This is a genomic window from Herbiconiux aconitum, from assembly GCF_024979235.1.
Classification (GTDB): domain Bacteria; phylum Actinomycetota; class Actinomycetes; order Actinomycetales; family Microbacteriaceae; genus Herbiconiux; species Herbiconiux aconitum.
Map to the genome: position 1 here is coordinate 424,889 of NZ_JANLCM010000002.1, position 17,106 is coordinate 441,994.

Annotated in this window: 18 protein-coding genes; 8 read left to right on the top strand and 10 right to left on the bottom strand. The window is 71.0% G+C overall.

The window, feature by feature from the left end:
- Positions 1 to 8: 8 nt before the first annotated feature.
- Positions 9 to 371 carry an ArsR/SmtB family transcription factor gene (locus N1027_RS13490; RefSeq protein ID WP_259508653.1) on the top strand — a complete coding sequence of 121 codons (363 nt, stop codon included), beginning with the start codon at positions 9 to 11 and terminating at the stop codon, positions 369 to 371.
- On the top strand, positions 368 to 862 hold the full coding sequence (locus N1027_RS13495) for an SRPBCC family protein (protein ID WP_259508654.1): 495 nt from the start codon (positions 368 to 370) through the stop codon (positions 860 to 862). Before N1027_RS13490 ends, N1027_RS13495 begins: the two co-directional genes overlap by 4 nt.
- A gap of 191 nt (positions 863 to 1,053) precedes the next feature.
- Here the strand turns inward: N1027_RS13495 and N1027_RS13500 are convergent, their stop codons facing one another.
- Positions 1,054 to 1,809, bottom strand: a complete 756-nt coding sequence (locus N1027_RS13500) for an SDR family oxidoreductase (protein ID WP_259508655.1) — start codon at positions 1,807 to 1,809, stop codon at positions 1,054 to 1,056.
- A gap of 60 nt (positions 1,810 to 1,869) precedes the next feature.
- A complete protein-coding gene (locus N1027_RS13505; protein ID WP_259510392.1) occupies positions 1,870 to 2,559 on the bottom strand; it encodes a DnaJ family domain-containing protein in 690 nt (229 codons plus the stop codon).
- 88 nt (positions 2,560 to 2,647) lie between these two features.
- Here N1027_RS13505 and N1027_RS13510 point away from each other — a divergent pair, with 88 nt between their 5' ends.
- The 4 genes from N1027_RS13510 (at position 2,648) to N1027_RS13525 (ending at position 6,953) form a co-directional block, all read left to right on the top strand.
- Positions 2,648 to 3,202: a GNAT family N-acetyltransferase gene (locus N1027_RS13510; protein WP_259508656.1), complete on the top strand. Its 555-nt coding sequence runs from the start codon at positions 2,648 to 2,650 to the stop codon at positions 3,200 to 3,202.
- Positions 3,203 to 3,337: 135 nt separating this feature from the next.
- Positions 3,338 to 4,453, top strand: coding sequence for an acyl-CoA dehydrogenase family protein (locus N1027_RS13515; protein WP_259508657.1), 1,116 nt, complete (start codon positions 3,338 to 3,340; stop codon positions 4,451 to 4,453).
- Entirely contained in the window at positions 4,450 to 6,216 is a 1,767-nt protein-coding gene (locus tag N1027_RS13520) for a bifunctional PIG-L family deacetylase/class I SAM-dependent methyltransferase (protein ID WP_259508658.1), read from the top strand. Before N1027_RS13515 ends, N1027_RS13520 begins: the two co-directional genes overlap by 4 nt.
- Complete coding sequence (locus N1027_RS13525) at positions 6,213 to 6,953, top strand: glycosyltransferase family 2 protein (RefSeq protein ID WP_259508659.1); 741 nt, start codon at positions 6,213 to 6,215, stop codon at positions 6,951 to 6,953. Before N1027_RS13520 ends, N1027_RS13525 begins: the two co-directional genes overlap by 4 nt.
- Positions 6,954 to 6,990: 37 nt before the next feature.
- Here the strand turns inward: N1027_RS13525 and N1027_RS13530 are convergent, their stop codons facing one another.
- The 4 genes from N1027_RS13530 to N1027_RS13545 all read right to left on the bottom strand — a co-directional run bounded on the left by N1027_RS13530 (position 6,991) and on the right by N1027_RS13545 (position 9,825).
- A complete protein-coding gene (locus N1027_RS13530; RefSeq protein WP_259508660.1) occupies positions 6,991 to 7,452 on the bottom strand; it encodes an SRPBCC family protein in 462 nt (153 codons plus the stop codon).
- The gene (locus tag N1027_RS13535; RefSeq protein ID WP_259508661.1) at positions 7,449 to 7,832 is read right to left on the bottom strand and encodes an ArsR/SmtB family transcription factor; all 384 of its coding nucleotides are present in this window, start codon (positions 7,830 to 7,832) and stop codon (positions 7,449 to 7,451) included. Before N1027_RS13535 ends, N1027_RS13530 begins: the two co-directional genes overlap by 4 nt.
- Positions 7,833 to 7,914: 82 nt before the next feature.
- A complete protein-coding gene (locus N1027_RS13540) occupies positions 7,915 to 8,883 on the bottom strand; it encodes an acetylxylan esterase (RefSeq protein WP_259508662.1) in 969 nt (322 codons plus the stop codon).
- Between the two features lie 42 nt (positions 8,884 to 8,925).
- Positions 8,926 to 9,825 carry a DMT family transporter gene (locus N1027_RS13545; RefSeq protein WP_259508663.1) on the bottom strand — a complete coding sequence of 300 codons (900 nt, stop codon included), beginning with the start codon at positions 9,823 to 9,825 and terminating at the stop codon, positions 8,926 to 8,928.
- Positions 9,826 to 9,864: 39 nt separating this feature from the next.
- Here N1027_RS13545 and N1027_RS13550 point away from each other — a divergent pair, with 39 nt between their 5' ends.
- Positions 9,865 to 10,365 (top strand): MarR family winged helix-turn-helix transcriptional regulator, encoded by a 501-nt coding sequence (locus N1027_RS13550; protein WP_259508664.1) that lies wholly within the window; start codon positions 9,865 to 9,867, stop codon positions 10,363 to 10,365.
- Between the two features lie 17 nt (positions 10,366 to 10,382).
- Here N1027_RS13550 and N1027_RS13555 read toward each other — a convergent pair whose 3' ends face one another.
- Genes N1027_RS13555 through N1027_RS13570 form a run of 4 tightly spaced genes read right to left on the bottom strand, consistent with a single transcriptional unit; the run spans position 10,383 to position 15,575 of the window.
- Complete coding sequence (locus N1027_RS13555; RefSeq protein WP_259508665.1) at positions 10,383 to 12,365, bottom strand: amylo-alpha-1,6-glucosidase; 1,983 nt, start codon at positions 12,363 to 12,365, stop codon at positions 10,383 to 10,385.
- A complete protein-coding gene (locus N1027_RS13560) occupies positions 12,362 to 13,726 on the bottom strand; it encodes an MGH1-like glycoside hydrolase domain-containing protein (RefSeq protein WP_259508666.1) in 1,365 nt (454 codons plus the stop codon). Before N1027_RS13560 ends, N1027_RS13555 begins: the two co-directional genes overlap by 4 nt.
- Positions 13,723 to 14,523, bottom strand: a complete 801-nt coding sequence (locus N1027_RS13565; RefSeq protein ID WP_259508667.1) for a sugar phosphate isomerase/epimerase family protein — start codon at positions 14,521 to 14,523, stop codon at positions 13,723 to 13,725. Before N1027_RS13565 ends, N1027_RS13560 begins: the two co-directional genes overlap by 4 nt.
- Positions 14,520 to 15,575 (bottom strand): zinc-dependent alcohol dehydrogenase, encoded by a 1,056-nt coding sequence (locus N1027_RS13570; RefSeq protein WP_259508668.1) that lies wholly within the window; start codon positions 15,573 to 15,575, stop codon positions 14,520 to 14,522. Before N1027_RS13570 ends, N1027_RS13565 begins: the two co-directional genes overlap by 4 nt.
- A 125-nt stretch (positions 15,576 to 15,700) precedes the next feature.
- On the opposite strand from N1027_RS13570, the gene N1027_RS13575 reads away from it, so the two are divergent.
- Positions 15,701 to 17,104: an ABC transporter substrate-binding protein gene (locus N1027_RS13575; RefSeq protein WP_259508669.1), complete on the top strand. Its 1,404-nt coding sequence runs from the start codon at positions 15,701 to 15,703 to the stop codon at positions 17,102 to 17,104.
- The last annotated feature ends 2 nt before the right edge of the window (positions 17,105 to 17,106 follow it).

The window sequence follows — 17,106 nt, forward strand, 5'->3', positions numbered from 1 at the left end:
TTTGCCTTATGGCTCAGTATTCGACGCGGCTCGACGGCATCTTCCAGGCGCTCTCCGACCCCACGCGGCGCGCGGTGCTGCAGCGGCTCGGAGCCGGCCCCGCGAGCGTCGGTGAGCTGGCCGAACCGTTCGACATGGCCCTGCCGTCGTTCCTGAAGCACATCCACTCGCTGGAGCAGAGCGGATGCATCCGCACCCACAAGCAGGGACGGGTGCGGATGTGCACCCTCGACAAGAAGTCGTTCACGGCGATCGAGTCGTGGCTGGCCGGGCAGCGCGCGCTCTGGGAAGGGCGCACCGACCGGCTCGAGGAATTCGTCACCCGTGCCGCACCCACCGAGAACACCGACCAGAAGGAGCAGCCCGCATGACCGACACCGTCCGGCCCGCCGCCGACACCAGTCATCCCGAACTCGACCTCACGGTCTCGCGGATCATCCGGGCGCCGCGCGCCGCCGTCTGGAGCGCGTGGACCACGCCTGCGAGCTTCGAGCAGTGGTGGGTGCCGACGCCCGCCCTCAGCCGGGTGGAGGAAATGGATCTGCGACCCGGCGGCGCGTTCACCACCCTGATCAGCGAAGACGGGGGCGAGTTCGGTCCGCACATCGCGGGGTGTTTCCTCGCGGTCGACGAGCTCGAGCGGATCGTGTTCACGACCGCGCTGGTCGGCGGCTGGCGGCCGGCCGACGACGGATTCATGACGGCCGTGATCGAGTTGCGCGAGCATCCGGAGGGCACCGCCTACACCGCCCGCGCGATGCACAAGAACGTCGCCGACCGCGATCTGCACGAGGAGATGGGCTTCCACGAGGGGTGGGGCACCGTGACGCGGCAGCTGGCCGAGCTCGTCGAGCGCGCCTGAGCCGGCGGAGGTGCGGGCGCCGGAAGGTGCGGTCGCCGGAAGGTTCGGGCGCCGGGGCGGCCGCGGGTGCAGTCGCGGTCGCGGTCATCGGCGCGGTCGCCGACGTTTCGGGAGGAGGAGCGTGCGACGACCCCCTCAGGAGGCCGTCGTTGCGCGCAGCTCCTCCCCGAACGGAGGCCGAGCGCCGGAGCCTACACAGGGGGCGTGTTCAGAGGGAACCAGTCGGCGTACTTCTGCTCGGCCAGCACCGCGCCGTCGCCCGGGAGCAGCGTGCGCTCGCCCAGCAGGGCGCCGAAGTAGCGCGCCTCGGGGTCGGCCACGACCTCGCGGGTGTCTCCACGCAGGGCGAGTCCGGTGCGCACGAGGTCGTCGAGTCCGAACACCTCGGGTCCGGCGACCTCGCGGATGCCGCCGACCGGCTCGCCGACGGCGACGCGGGCGACCTGAGCTGCCACGTCAGCACCGGCCATCGGCTGGATGAGCGCGTGCGAGAGGCGCGCGACGCCGTCGACCGTGGCGGAATCGGCGATGCTCTTCACGAACTCGAAGAACTGGGTCGCGTGCACGATCGAGTAGGGCAGACCCGACTCGGCGATCAGCGTCTCCTGGGCGATCTTGCCGCGGAAGTAGGGGCTCTCGGCCAGGCGATCGGTGCCCACCACGGAGAGGGCGACATAGTGCTTCAGACCGGCCGTCTTCGCGGCCGACGTGAGGTTCGTCGTTGAGGTGGTGAAGAAGTCGAGCACCGCCTTCTCCTCGAACGACGGCGAGTTGGAGACGTCGACCACGACGTCGGCTCCGGCGAGCACCTCGGCGACTCCCTCGCCGGTGAGGGTGTTGACTCCCGAGCTGGGGGAGGCGGGAACGGCGTCGTGGCCGAGCTCGCCGAGCTTCGCGACGAGTTTCGACCCGATGAGGCCCGTTCCTCCGATGACGACGATCTTCATGGTCTTCCTCTTCCGTTGTGTTCGGTCTGCGGTGCCGCGGTCGTGCGCGGCTGTCAGGAACTACGACCGGGGGTGAGGGTGTTCTGTGACGGGTCGGTCGACGCCGCGGGCATCGCGCCGGGCGTCGCGCCGCGCACGGCGGCGCTCGCGCCAGGTCATCGCGGCCCAGGCCGCCTGGTCGCGGCTGCGCTCCTCGTCGAGCTCGCGCCGCCGCGCCGCCCGACGTTCGTGCCACCGAGCGACCTCGAGATCGATGTCGCGGGTGGGGGTGATCACCGGCGGGCCGCCGAGCAGTTGCCGGCGGGCGTCGACCACGCGGCGGTTGAAGTCGGTGAGGAGCTCCCGCACGGCGCGTTCCGAACCGGCGGCGTCGATCCGGTCGTCGAGCGCGGCGTCCTCGGTGCGCAGCGTGAGAGCCGGCGGGCCGAGACCCGTGAGCTGCTCCCGTTCGATCTTGCGGCGGATCCACCAGTTCGGGTCGTGGGTCGACGTGAGATGGGTGAGTGGCTTGCCCGCGCCCGGGAGGTCGTCGAAGTCGCCGCGACGGATCGCCTGCGCGACCTGGATCTCGACGAACTGAGCACGCTGCTCCATCGTCGGGGCGCCCGCGTCGTGGGTCTGGTCGGCCTCGTCGGTTGCGGGTCCGGCGGCGGTGGTCTCGGAGTCTCCGGTCGGCTCGGCTGCGGACTCCGCGGCCAACCGGTCGACCCGGTAACGGGCGGCGTTCACCCTCGAATCGCTCGGCGGCATCCGATCTTCCACGACTTCCAGCCTAAATTCCGCGCGCGCATCCGTCGACCCTGACCGGGCGCGAGCGCGCGTCGTCTAACCTGGACCGGTGGTGGAAGTCATTGTGGGCGAGGTCGGCATCGCCGACGGCGTCGTGCTGCGGCTGCTGCGGGCCGACGACGCGGGCCGCCTCGCGGATTCGTTCGAGCGCAATCGCGATCATCTCGCGCACTGGGACCCGGTGCGCCCCGAAGCCTTCTTCACCGAACTCGGCCAAGCCGCCGAGATCGACCGTGCCCTGCAGGCCTGCCTCGCCGGGGTGATGATGCCGTTGGTGCTCGTGAGCGGCGGAGAGATCGTCGGGCGCGCGAACCTCACCGGCATCACGCGCGGCGCGTTCCAGAACGCGATCCTCGGCTATTGGATCGACGCGCGCCTGGCCGGCCGCGGCGTGATGACCGCGACGGTCGCCGAGGTGCTCCGGCTCGCCCGGGAGGAACTCGCACTGCACCGCGTCGAGGCATCGACCTTGCTCGAGAACGCCGCTTCGCAGGCTGTGCTGCGGCGCAATGGATTCGAGAAGATCGGCGAGGCGCCGCGCTATCTGAAGATCGCGGGCCGTTGGCAAGACCACCTGCTGTTCCAGCGCATCCTGCACGACTGATCGGATGCGCGGAGGCGGTCACGGCGCGAAGACGTCGTCGCCGTGCCCGACCCTTCTCGACGCCGAAGGTTCGCCGGGTGTCGAGAGCGGCGAAGCGGCGACCGTGCCCATGATGAAAGGGATGAACGGAGCTGGATGTCAGACGGCGTGACTCTCGACGACGTCTCCCTGGGGGAGGCCACGGAGCCGCAGCTCTGCGCGCTGTTCGCGGAGGCGCGCTCGGTTTCCGGCGACCTCGCTGCAGCCCTCGCGCTGGCGCGGCGGGTGGGGCGCGACACCCCGCGACCGGGAGGCGGACGCACGGCGCGGTACTTCGAGACGCTGGCGACGCTGGCAGCGGCTGACGTCACGGTCGCCCGGGTGATCGAACCGCACCTCGATGCGCTCGCGATTCTTGCCGAGTGTCCGGCGCCGGTCGATCTCGCCGCGGTCGGGGCCGACGCCGACAGCACCTGGGGTGTGTTCGCCGCCGAGGGGCCGGGCGTGCGACTCGACGCGATTCCGGATGCCGGTGGCTGGCTCCTCGACGGCACGAAACCGTGGTGCTCGCTGGCGGGTGTCCTCAGCCACGCGCTGGTGACCGCGCACGTCGGAGGAGAGCGGCGCCTGTTCGCCGTGGCACTCCAGCAGCCGGGCGTGAGCCCCCATCCGGAAGCCTGGGTGGCGCGGGGGTTCCCGGATGTGCCGAGTGGTCCGACGGAGTTCGCGCGAGTTCTTGCGGTGCCGGTGGGGGAGCCGGGGTGGTATCTCGCGCGGGCCGGGTTCGAGTGGGGTGGGGTCGGCGTCGCCGCCTGCTGGTTCGGCGGGGCGGTGGGTGTGGGCCGGCGGGTCGTCGACGCGGTGGCGAAGCGGAACGACGACGTGTCGGCGCTGCACGCGGGCCGGGTCGCGACGTCGCTGACGTCGGCGCGTGCGGTGCTCGCGGCGGCGGCGCGCGCCATCGACGGCGAGGGAGCGCGTGGCGCGGTGGCGGCAGACGGTGTGGTGGAGGCTGACACTGGGGCCCCCGGGGCCGGGCACCCGATGGGTGCGACCGACCGCGCGCTGCTCGCCCAAATGAGCCGCTCGGCAGTGCGGAAGGCGTGCGATGAGGTGCTGCACGAAGCGGCGCAAGCCCTCGGCCCGGCTCCCCAGGCGCTCGACGCGGCCTACGCTGCTCGCGTCGCCGATCTGTCGCTCTACCTGCTGCAGCACCACGGCGACCGCGACTCGGCGCGCATCGGCCGCCTGATCGTGGAGGGCCGTCGATGACCACGCCCGACTCCTTCTCGCACCGCGACGACGGCACTCCCGAGGGCGAGTGGCAGCGCGCCTTCGGTGAGCGGATGCCCGAGCAGCCGCAGCTCGGGCCGGCCTTCTTCCAGAACCTCGGCCACCTGGTCGTCGTGGCCGCGCATCCCGACGACGAGACGCTGGGAGCTGCGGGCCTCGTGGCGCGAGCAGGCGCATCCGGGGCCCGGGTGACCGTGATCGTCGCGACGTCGGGGGAGGGATCGCACCCCGATGCTCCCGACCTCGGGGAGCTCGCGCGCCGGCGGGAGGACGAGACGCGGTGCGCACTGGCGGAAGTCGACCCAGGGGCCACCGTGCACTTCCTGCGCTTGCCGGACGGTCGTCTCTCGGAGCACCGTTTCGCGCTCGCACAGGCGATCGCGGAGGTCGTGGGGCCCGACGCCATGGCGGGTCGGGGAGCCGACCGCGCGGGTGCTGGCGCGGACGCGGGTCTCGCCACCGACGCGGATGCGACCGCCGGTCCGGCCATCGGCGCGGGTGCTGCCGCAGACGCAGACGCAGACGCAGACGCGGACGCTGGCGCGAGCGCACCGTGGCACGCCCCGCACCGCGACCGTGCCGGTCGGCACGCCGCTCCCAGCGGCGCCGACCACCCGGCCGGCCACGGCGCCGGCCGGCCCGACGCGAATCGTCCGATCACCGACGGCACCTTCGGCGGGCGCGACGAACGACGTGGCGCGACCGTGCTGGTGGCGCCCTGGGTGGGCGACCGGCATCCCGATCACGCGGCGGCCGCCGTCGCCGCCTCCGCGGTGGCGCAGACCGCCGGGCTCGAGCTGCTCGGCTACCCGATCTGGCTCTGGCACTGGGCGCGACCGGCCGACCAGGGCGTGCCGTGGGCGCGGTTGCGCGTGCTCGCCCTCGACGATTCCCAGCGTGCGGCAAAGGCGCGCGCCGTCGCCGCGCACGCGAGCCAGGTGCTCCCACTCGGCGACGCGCCCGACGAGGAACCGCTGCTGCACTCCGGGATGCTCGCCCATTTCGCCCGGCCCTTCGAATGCTTCGTGGTGTCGGCCGACGGGGAGTCTCCGAAAGCTGCTGCCGAGCGCGCCGTTCCATCGGATTCGGACGATTCGACACGTGCGACCTCCGTCGCGCCCGGCGTGCTGCACGACGGTGGAGTGGCGGCGGACTACTTCGATGCCCTGCACCGCGGCGCCGACGACCCCTGGGGGTTCGAGTCGCGCTGGTATGAGGAGCGCAAACGTGCCGTTCTGCTCGCCTCCCTGCCCGATCGGAGTTATGGCGAGGTGCTCGAGGTCGGATCGTCGACCGGCGTGCTGTCCCGTGCTCTGGCCGCACGGACATCGGGCCGACTGGTGGGCGTCGACGTCTCCGAGGTGGCCGTCGAGCGGGCCCGTGAGCGCAACGCCGACCTGCAAGACGTGAGCTTCGAGCGGATGCGCGTGCCCGCCGAGTGGCCCTCGGGCAGCTTCGATCTCGTCGTGGTCTCCGAGGTCGGGTACTACCTCGATCCACCCGATCTCACGGGCCTGATCGAACGCATCCTCGGATCGCTCACCCCGCTCGGAGCCGTGATCTGCTGCCACTGGCGGCATCCGGTGGCCGGTCGCGCGATCGACGGCGACGGAGTGCACGCTGTCTTCGCCGATCGGCCCGAGTTCGCCCGCCTCGCCCGGCACCTGGAGGAGGACTTCGTGCTCGACGTGCTCGTGCGCACGCCGGGTGAATCGGTCGCCCGTCGGGAGCGGATCGTATGATCCGCTCGATCGGAGTCGTCATTCCGGCGCGCGACGAGGAGGCACTGCTCGGCGCCGCCCTGAGCGCAGTGCTCGCGGCACGGGCCGGGCTCGTGCAGGCTGAGCCGGAGTGGGCCGAGCCGGGGCGAGTGCGCGTGGTGCTCGTTCTCGACGCGTGCACCGATGGATCGCTCGAGGTCGCCCGATCGTTCGGGTCGTCGATCGAGGTGCTCGAGATCGACGTCGCGCAGGTCGGTCGAGCGCGCCGAGCCGGTGTCGAACTGCTGCTGGGGCGGCACGATCCGGCGGTCGGACCCAGCGGGCCGGGCGCCACCGGCCACCCCGACGCACGCCGCGACCTTTGGATCTGCAGCACCGACGCCGACACCGTCGTGCCGGAGCACTGGCTGCGCGACCACCTCCAGGCCGCCCGCGACGGAGCCGAGGTCGCCGTGGGCCGGGTCGTGCCACGCGCCGCCGACGTCGGTTCCGCACTGCTCGCAACGTGGCGACGCGAGCACGAGGGTGGCGGACGCCACGTCTACGGCGCCAACCTCGGCTTCCGCGCCGATGCCTACCGAGCGGTCGGCGGTTTTCCACCGCTCAGCGTCGGGGAGGACGTCGAATTCGTGCGCGCCGCCGAGCAGAACGGCGCCGCCGTGCTCGACCTGCCGTTCTCGGTCGTGCAGACCTCGGGCCGTCGCGACGGCCGCACCCCCGGCGGATTCGCCGGGTATCTCCGCACCCTCGTCGACTAGAGACGGAGGCAGAGACGGAGGGGGAGGCAGAGGCGGTTCATCCGGCCACCGCCGTCTGCCCCAGGTGTTCGGCCAGCTCGTCGAGCGCGCTGTCCCAGCCGTCGAAGAAGCTCTCGTCGCCGCGCATCCCGTCGACACCGCGCAGATCGAAGGTGAGCCGCGTCAACTCGCCCAGCGACTCGATGGTGACGGTGACGACCGGTTGGTCGTCGGGGTCGTCATCCGGCGAGCCCCAGGTGAAGACCAGACGCTCGTTCTCGACCAGCTCTCGGTACACGCCGCCCGTCGGGTGCTCCTCGCCGCTCTCGTCGTGCACCATCGTGTAGGTGTAGCGGCCGCCCACCCGCGCGTCGACGGTGACGCTCTCGCGGGGTGTGTGCATCCCGACCGGGTGCCACCATTCGGCCACCTCGTCGGGGTCGGTCCAGGCGCGCCAGATCTGATCCGGCGTCGCGTCGTACTGGCGCACCAGGGTGAAACCTTTGTTCGTGTCGATCATCGTCGTTCCTCTCGTCGTGACTCGGTGTCTTCAGCTGACTCGTGTTCTCGGTGTTCCGCCCGTCGGGCACCGAGGTGCTCGCCCAGAAGGTCGAGGCGCTCGTTCCAGTCGGCGCGTTGCTCGTCCACCCAGGCACGGGCGTCGTCGAGCCCGGCCTCCCGGATGCTGCACTCGCGCCACTGCGCGTTGACGGTGCGCACGATGAGGCCGGCGCCCTCGAGCACAGCGAGGTGCTGCGAGATGGCAGGCCGGCTCATCGAGTAGTTCGCCGCGAGCTCGCCGACGGTGATCGGCCCGGTGCGCAGCCGCGTCAGGATGTCGCGCCGGGTCGGATCGGCGAGGGCGCCGAACACGAGGCTGAGTTCATCGGTGACTGGCATGTAAGCGTTTCCTTACGTAAGCGAACACTTACACGCTACGCCCGGAGCCGCCGGATGTCCAGACCCGGCGACGCCCGCTTCCTCAGATGCGTTCGGCCAGCCATTCGGCCTGGCGCACCCACTGGTGCATCTGACCGCCCTCATGGCCGTTGAAGGGGTAGACCTCGATCTCCCGGTCGGCCCCCGCGTAGTGGTTGAAGGCGGTGAAGACCGTGGAGGGCAGCACGATCCCGTCCATCAGCGCCACCGAGAACAGCGCCGGCGAGGTGGCCCGGCGCGCGAAGTTCACGGCGTCGAAGTACGAAAGCGTCTCGAACACACGCTCCTCGGCATCGCGGTGCACCGCGAGATAGCGCACCAACTCGGTGAACGGGGGCTCGGGCGTGGCCTCGACCGCCCGGCGGAAGTGGCTGAGAAAAGGCACATCGGGCATGACGCCCTGGAGGCCTGGCACCAGGCCCGCCACGGCGAGCGTGATGCCGCCGCCCTGGCTGCCACCGGTGACCGCGATCCGGTTCGGGTCGACGAAATCGAACTCCCGAACCGCGTCGAGGAGTCGAACCGCGTCGGTGAACAACCGCCGGTAGTAGTAGTCGGCCGGGTCGAGGATGCCGCGGGTCATGAAACCCCCGACGGACGGACCCGATCCGTGCGGGTCGGGAGTGTCTCCGCCGGAGCCCCAGCCGCTGCCCTGACCGCGGGTGTCCATGAAGACGTGCACGTAGCCGGCGGTGGCCCAGAGCAGCTTCTCGCCGGCGATGCCCCGGCCGCCGTCGTAGCCGTTGTACTCCACCACGGTCGGCAGCGGACCTCGCGTGTCGACCGGGCGCACCACCCACGCCTTGATCGGTTCGCCGGCGAATCCCGCGAAGGTCAGGTCGTCGATCCGCAGTTGCGTGATCGGTGTGCTCGCGGGAGTGAGCACCGGGGCCGACCCCGCGCGCCGCGACTCGGCGAGGGTCGTGGCCCAGAAGTCGTCGAAGTCGGCCGGTTGGGCCACCTCCGGCCGGTATTCACGCAGGATGTCGAGCGGAAGGTCACTGAGCGGCAACGGTACGTCCTCAAGCGTCGGGGAAGAATCCGGAATGGACCATCACATTTCTAGCATCCCGTCGACCCGACGGGGGTGACGCGTGGCGCCCGGGGTGCGCGGGGTGCGCTGCGCGATGAGCACGCCGGCGAGCACGAGCGCCGTGCCGATGGCCTGGGGGAGGCCGAAGACCTCACCGGCGACGAGGGTGCCGAGCAGTACGCCCGTCACCGGATTGAGGAGACCCACGAGACCGACCGTGCCGGCCGGGAGGTGCCGGAGGCCGGTGAACCAGCAGACGAAAGCGAGTGCGGTGGCGATCACCGTGACGTAGGCGAACGCTGCCAGAGCGGGCGCATCGAGCGCCGGCAAACCCCCCTCCACCACGACGGCGAAGGGCAGCACGAGCAGCCCTCCGGCGATCAGCTGCCACGAGGTGACCGCGAGGATCGGCTGCCCGGCCGCCCACTTCTTGGTGAGCACGAACCCCACCGACGACATCAGCATGGCGGCGAGCGAGGCGGCGACGCCCAGCGGGTCGATCGCATCCGTTCCCTCGAACAGCATCAGGCAGACGCCCGAGAACCCGACGACGGCCCCGAGACCGGAGATCCAGCGTGGGCGCTCAGCGAGCAACGGCCAGGCGAGCAGCAGAAGCACACCCGCCGAGGTCGCCATGATGGTGGCGGCGACGCTCGAGGGAAGCAACTGCGAGGCCAGGTAGACGAGCACGAAGAAGGCGCCCACGTTGAGGGCCCCGAGAACGAGCGACTTCCACCACCAGGAACCCCGGGGAAGCCGTCGTGCGATCACGAGCAGCAGGATGCCCGCCGGCAGCGCCCGCAGGATCGCGCCCCAGAGCGGTGAGTCCATCGGCAGGAACTGACGCGTCACGAAGTAGTTCGACCCCCAGGCAATGGGGGCGACCGCGGTGACGAGCATCCAGCGCCATTTAGCTTCCATGGAAGCTACTATAGCTTCCCGGGAAGCTATAGTGAAGGCATGGTGGAAGAACTCGACCGGGTGGCGCGTATTCAGGCGGAGTGGCGACGGGAGCGGCCCGACCTCGACGTCGGACCTCAGGGTGTCATCGGCCGTCTGCACCGGCTGTCGGCGCACCTCACTGCGTCGCTGGTCGCGGTCTACCGCGAGTTCGGTCTCGGTGAAGGGGAGTTCGACGTGCTCGCGACGCTGCGCCGGTCGGGCCCGCCGTTCGAGCGGGCACCGGGCGAACTCGCCGAGCACACGATGGTGACGACCGGGGCGATGACCAAGCGCATCGACCGTCTCGCCGAGGCCGGACTCGTCGTGCGGCGTCCGGCCGAGAACGACGGCCGCGGCCGGGTCGTGGCGCTCACGCCGCAGGGCGTCGAACTCATCGACGCCGCCTTCACGGCCCACATGGCCAACGAGCACCGCTTGCTCGAGCCCCTGTCGGTGGCCGACCGCGCTGCACTCGAGGGCATCCTCACCCGCTGGCTCAGAGCCTCCGGCCCCGACTGATCGAGGAAGGGCGCGGGTCAGAGGGCGAGGCGCACCGCGGCGAGGGCGGCAGCGGCCGCCCAGGCCTGGGGACTCGCGGCGTGCGGGTAGGCGATCGGCACGGCGACGTCGGCGCGCGCGAAGCCGCCGAAGAGCTCGGGCAGCCGGTTTCCGAAGTGCGCTGCTGCATCGACGACGGCGGAGGCCACCTGCCGCGCCTCGACGGGGAAGCCGGCCCGGGCCATCCCGAGCGCCGCCAGCATCGTGTCGTGCGGCCAGACCGAGCCGTTGTGGTACGACAGCGGGTGATGGAGGGCGGCGCCGGTGGAGAGCGTGCGGATGCCCCAGCCCGAGAACATGTCGGCCTCCAGCAGGCGCGCGGTGACCCGTGCTGCATCCGTGGGGCTCAGGATGCCGCTGAAGAGCAGGTGTCCCGCGTTCGAGGCCACGACATCGGCCTGGTGCCCCGACCCGTCGACCGCGAGGGCCGGGAAGTCGTGCTCCGGCATCCAGAAGGCCTCGCGGAAGCGGTGGCGGAGTGCTTCGGCGACGGCATCGAGTTCGTCGGCCCAGTGGGCGTCGCCCCAGTGCGACCGCGCCAGGGCGGCAGCGTCGCGGAGTGCGCGCCAGGCGTAGCCCTGCACTTCGCAGAGGGCGATCGGACCTTCGAGGATGCGGCCGGTCGCGTCGGCGACGGCGTCGAACGAGTCCTTCCAACCCTGGTGGATCAGGCCGGCCGGGTCGGGCACGTAGCGCAGGAAGCCGTGCTCGTCGATTCCGCCGTCGCCCCGCATCCAGGCCACCGCGGCGCGCACCGGATGCTCGAGCTCGCGGATCGTGTCCTCCGAACCGAGCTCGGCGACCGCGGTCACGAACAGCGGTGTCGCATCGACCGAGCCGTAGTAGCGGCCATAAGGCACCTCGCCGAGTGTCGCGAGTTCGGAGACGCGCAGCTCGTGCACGATCTTGCCGGGCTGGGCGACACGGGCTGGATCGTCGGTAGCGGCCTGCGTGGTGGCGAGGGCACGCAGCACGCCGTCGGCGAGGCCCGGGAGTTCGTCGAGGTCGCGCCCGGCCAGCATGCTGGTGAGCAGCGAGTCGCGCCCGAAGAGGGTGAGGAACCAGGGCACACCGGCGCCGATGACACCGAACTCCGGCAGGCCGGGTGCCGGCATCCGCAGGGCCGTGAGGTCGCCGAGTGCGCGGTCATGGAGGGTGGACGGGTGGGCGGCGCCCGGGATGGACGGGTCAGCGGCGCCCGTCGCGAAGGGGCCGGGTTCGTCGGCCCGCGCGGGTTCGTCTGGGGCCCGCTCGCTGAGCGGCGCGACCGTGACCTCGAGAACGCGGGCCTCCCCGGGAGCCAGGTCGAGGGCCCACACCAGGGCGCCCGTAGTCGCGGCGGGTGCGCCCGATGCGGGCGATCCCAGCTCCACCCGAGGCGAACCGGCCGCGGCGACGCGCACTCCGGCCTCGAAGGATGCCGCCCCGAGCGTGCGCCGGTAGCCGAACGTCAGGCCGGTCGGGCCGGCCGAAGCCGAGAAGACACCGCCGGCGCGATCGAAGGTGCGGCGGTCGGAGCGCAGGGTGAAGGGGTCGGCGAAGTCGCTCGCGACCTCGAGGGTCAGAGTCGTGGACACCGGATGCGCGGTGCTGTTGCGCACCTCGATCCGCTCCGCGAGTCCGGCCGACGAGACCTCCTGGGTCACGACGACGAGCAGCGCGCTCGTCTCGTTGCGAGCCGTTGCGGGCAGCAGCGCGACCGATCGGCTGCCGGCCGTTTCCGACGACGCGGTGGAGACGAGCAGACGCGACCCGTCGACGTGCAGCGCCCAGCGCGACAGCAGCCGCACGTCGGCGAGGAACAGTCCGTGCAGCCGGCCCACAGCGGATGCGTCGACCCGGATACCGCCGTCGGCATCCCCGCGGAGCAGAGCACCGCCGCCCACGAGGAGCACGTCGTCGTGGGCGGCGTCGACCGCGGAGGCGGCGGAGGCGGAGGAGGTCGACGACACGTCGCTCATTCCATCACGCCCCAGCCCTGATGACGGATGGCGTCGAGCGCGAGCGCGGCCGTCCAGCTGAACCGCCGAGTGCCGTGCGGCTTCCCGGTCCAGGGCTGCACGTATTCGGGAAAGTCGTCGGCAGCGGCGAGCCGTACGATCTGCGCGCCGAGGCGGTCGGCTTCTTCGATCCGGCCGTGCCGGGCGAGCGCGACGGCCGAGAGCCAGGCCATGTTGAACCAGGCGGGCCCGCGCCAGTACAGTCCGGAGTCGAAATCGGCAGCGGTGGTGTCGTAGCTCGGCACAAGCAGCGCCGTGGCGCCGAGGAAGCGCTCCCCGAGGAGGGTCGCGAGCAGCTCGTCGGCGTGCCGGATGCCGGGCACGAGCAACGGCAGCACCCCGTTGACGGTGGCCTTCTCCACCAGCTCGCCGCGCACCACGTCGAAGGCGCCATACGCCTCGGCGGCCGGGGAGTAGAGCGAGGAGAGAGCCGAGGCGAGTTCCGCCGCCCGCTCGCGATGCTGCGCCGACGGCCGGCCCAGCGCATCCGCGATCTCGGCCAGCGCCAGTTCGGAGACGGCGTACAGGCTGTTGAAGAGGGGGTCTTCGAGTAGGAACGGAAAGTCGTCGTCGCGGTCGTCGCAGTCGTGGTCGCGGTAGCGCTCTGCCAGCCAGAAGTACTTGCCGTACTCCCGGTCGCTCGGCCTCTCGGAGGCGTGGGCGTGCATCAGGTCGGGGCGCTCGAAGACGTGCCGCGGGTTGCCGGGCACGGTGGCGAGCACCTCGTCCCAGAGCGGCGAGTTGTCGGTGCCCGACTCCCAGGGGTGCACGATCGAGGCGAGCCCGCGACCTCCCCGATCGCGTCGGGTGCGGAGGTACTCGTGCCAGGCGACGAGTCGCGGATACGCCCGCTCGAGGAACGAACGCCGAGCCGACTCCGCGGGGTCGGCGACGTGCACCTTCCACACCGCCCAGGCGTGGTTCGGCGGCTGGATGAGGCCGGCGGTGTCGACATCGGCCGGCGACCCGGGGATGGCGCGCGACCGCCAGAATCCCGAGCCGGGGGAGTAGTCGGTGTCGCGGTGCGGATCGAAGATGATCTGCGGGAGGCGCCCGTCGTTCCACTGCCCGGCCAGCAGCGAATCGAGCTCCTGCCCCGCCCGGCGCGGCGACACGTGCCGGAGGCCGATGGCGATGAACGCGGAATCCCAGCTCCACTGGTGCGGGTAGAGGCCGGTGGCCGGGACGGTGTGCGAGCCGTTCCAGTTCGCTTCGAGCACGGCCACCGCTCGGGCCTCGGCCTCGGCCACGATGGCGGCCGGTATCGAGCCGACCCCGCCGGGGGATGCCGCGAGAGCGCTCTCCGCGCGCGGTGCGCTCATCGCAGGTACCGGCGCAGAAGCGCGGGCACGGGCGGCAGCACCGTGGCGGCGGGGCCCGACAGCCGCGACTCGATCGCGACCGTGCCGGTGTACTCGATCGACTGCAGTGTCGCCCCGAACAGGGCCCAGTCGACGTGACCGGCACCGGGCTCCAGGCGGTTCGAGTCGCTCGCCTGCACGTGCCCGATGTGCTGGCGCACGCCCTGGAAGGCGGCCGCCAGGTCGGCTTCCTCGATGTTCATGTGGTAGGTGTCGGCCACGATCTTGAGGCCGGGGCTGCCGATCTCCTCGATCAGTGCGGCGGCATCCGAGAGCCGGTTGACGAGGTAGTCCTCGTAGCGGTTGAGCGGCTCGAGGTAGAGCTCGACGCCTTCCGACGCGGCGTGCGTCGCCAGTTCGCCGAGCGCGTCGACCAGGATGCTGTGGTCGTCTTGCGGCGAGCGCGGCGGCTCGAACGGGGGCAGGCGGCGCGAGAACATGCCGTACGACCCCGGGGTCATCACCCCGAGCCCGCCGATCTCGGCCATCACCGAGAGCTGCGAGCGCAGCTGCTGCACCGCATCCTTGCGCAACGACTCGTCGAAGGCGCCGATGAAGTGGGACATCTCCACGCAGGTGGTGGGCATGAACACTCCGTTGTCGCGCGCGCGGCGGAGCTCCGGGAGCCGGCCGGCGAAGTGGAAGTCACCCTTGCTGCGCAACTCGATGCCGTCGAAACCCCACGCCTTCGCGGTCTCGAACTTCTCCTCGAGCGAATCACCCGGAAGGTGCTGCTCCTGAACGGTGATCGGGTTCACGCGAACTCCAAGACGATCTGCAGGGCTGCCGAAGGGTCGGTGTCGAGCAGCTCGTAGGCTGCGGCGGCGTCGGCGATCGGATAGCGGTGGGTCACCAAAGAGGCGGCGTCGAGGCGGCCGTCGGCCAGGGCCTCGATGACGGTGCGCTGGAGGCGCGGCACGTCCCAGCGGGCCCGCAGGCGGTTCGGCACGGAGCCGATCTGCGAGGCGAGGACCTGCACGCGGTTGTGGTGGAACTCCTCGCCGAGGCGGAGCGCCGTGGCCTCGCCCTGGTAGAACCCGGAGGCGACGACGGTTCCATCGGCGCCCACCACGCGGATCGCGGCCTGGAGGGCGTGATAGTTGCCGCTCAGCTCGATCGCGACATCCGCCCCGGCGCCGCCGGTGAGGTCGCGCACCGCGTAGGCGAGCTCGTCACCGGGGGCGAAGGCGTGCGACGCGCCCCAGGCGAGGGCGTGCTCGCGGCGAGATTCGATGCCGTCGACCGCGATGACGGTCGCGCCGCTCAGTGCGGCGAGGCGGGTGGCGAGCAGGCCGATGACGCCCTGTCCGAAGATGACGACCGTGCTGCCCACGCCGAGGTCGGCGGAGAGCACGCCGTTCAGCGCGATGGCGCCGACGCGCACGAAGGCGGCGGCGAGCGGGTCGAGCCCGGCGGGCAGCACGTGGCCGCGGAGCGCGTCGATCGAGAGGATGCCCTCGGCTCGGTGGCCCCAGATGCCCCACACCACGTCGCCCACGGCGGGTGCGTCGGCGGGAACGGGCACGCCGTCGGCCGGGCGGATCTCCACGACCTCGCCCACCTCGGAGTAGCCCCAGCCATCGAGCGGATAGCCCTGCTGCGGCACGTCCGTTCCCCGGAACAACCGGATCTCCGGGTCCCACGCCGAGGTGAGGTAGGGGTTGGTGCCGCGGTAGGCGGTCATCTCGGTTCCGGCCGAGATGCCGGAGTAGAGAGTGCGCACACGGATCTGGCCCGGCTGGAGATCGACCGCGGGGGAGTCGACGATCTCGACCAGACGCGGCGCCGCGAAGCGGAGAAGGCTGTTCACTGTAAACCGTCCTTGAGTAGTTGTGCGATCACATTAGCATTGCGACTGAACATGTTCTGTATAGACATTATGCAGAAGGTGGGTTAGTCTCCCATCGACCCCCCACCCGAATTGAGAGGACTGCGATGAAGACGTCGCGAATCACTACCCTGGCTGCCGGAGCCGCCCTGCTCGTCATGGCTTCCGCCTCGCTCACCGCGTGTTCATCCGGTGGCGACAGCAGCTCGGACAGCAAGACCATCACGGTCTGGTCGGAGGAGAACCAGCCCGACCGGGTGAACATGACCAAGGACATCATCGCCGGGTTCACCGAGAAGACCGGCATCAAGGTCGACCTCGTGCCGGTCGACGACACCCAGGTCGCTCAGCTGACCGCCTCGGCCGCCCTCTCCGGCAAGCTGCCCGACGTGATGGGCGGCGTTCCGCTCTCGATCGTGCGTCAATTCCAGGGCCAGGGCCTGCTGAACACGGATGCCGCGGCGACCGTGATCAAGGAGCTCGGTCCCGACACCTTCGTGCCCTCGACCCTCGCGCTCGACAAAGACGGCGACAGCCAGCTGGCCGTGCCCGACTCGGCCTTCGCGCAGGTGCTCGTCTACCGCAAAGACCTCTTCGCCAAGGCGGGCCTGAACCCGCCCACCACCTACGACGACCTGAAGAAGGCCGCCAAGGTACTGACCGCCGACGGCAACTACGGCATCACGCTGGCCACCGACCCCTCTGATGTCTTCACGTCGCAGACCTTCGAGTCGCTCGCCCTCGGCAACGACTGCCAGCTCGTCGACAAGGACGGCACGGTCGGCCTCGACTCCGACAACTGCCAGAAGACGTGGGATCTCTACGCCGACCTCGCGCAGAACGACTCGCCCGAGGGCACCCAGACCGTCGACACCACCCGGGCCAGCTACTTCGCCGGCCAGGCCGCGATGGTCGACTGGTCGACCTACATCCTCGACGAGCTCGCGGGCCTCCGGAACGACGCGTTGCCGACCTGCCCCGAGTGCCAGAACGACCCCACCTTCCTCGCGAAGAACAGTGGCATCGTCACGTCCATCACCGGCCCCGACGGCGGCGAAGGCTCCACCTACGGCGAGGCCGTGTCGTGGGTCATCACGAAGAACGCCAACGTCGACGCCTCCACCCAGTTCGTCGAGTACATGATGAACGAGGGCTACCTCGACTGGCTCGGCATGGCGCCGGAGGGCAAGTTCCCGCTGCGTACCGGCGACGCCACCGACCCGGCGAAGTTCACCACCGGCTGGACCCAGCTGCAGGCCGGCGTCGACACGAAGAAGACCCTCTCCGAGGTCTACGACGCCGACACCATCGCCGCGCTCCAGGGCATCCCGGCCGAGATCAACCGCTGGGCCATCCCGCAGGGCCAGGGCGCCCTGCTCGGCCCGGTGAACACCGAACTGCCGATCGCGAAGGCGGTGGCCGACCTGGGCTCCGACAGCGCGACCGCCAAGGAGGCGGCGCAGAGCGCCACCGACGCCGTGCAGCAGCTCGAGGCGAAGTTGACCAAGTAACG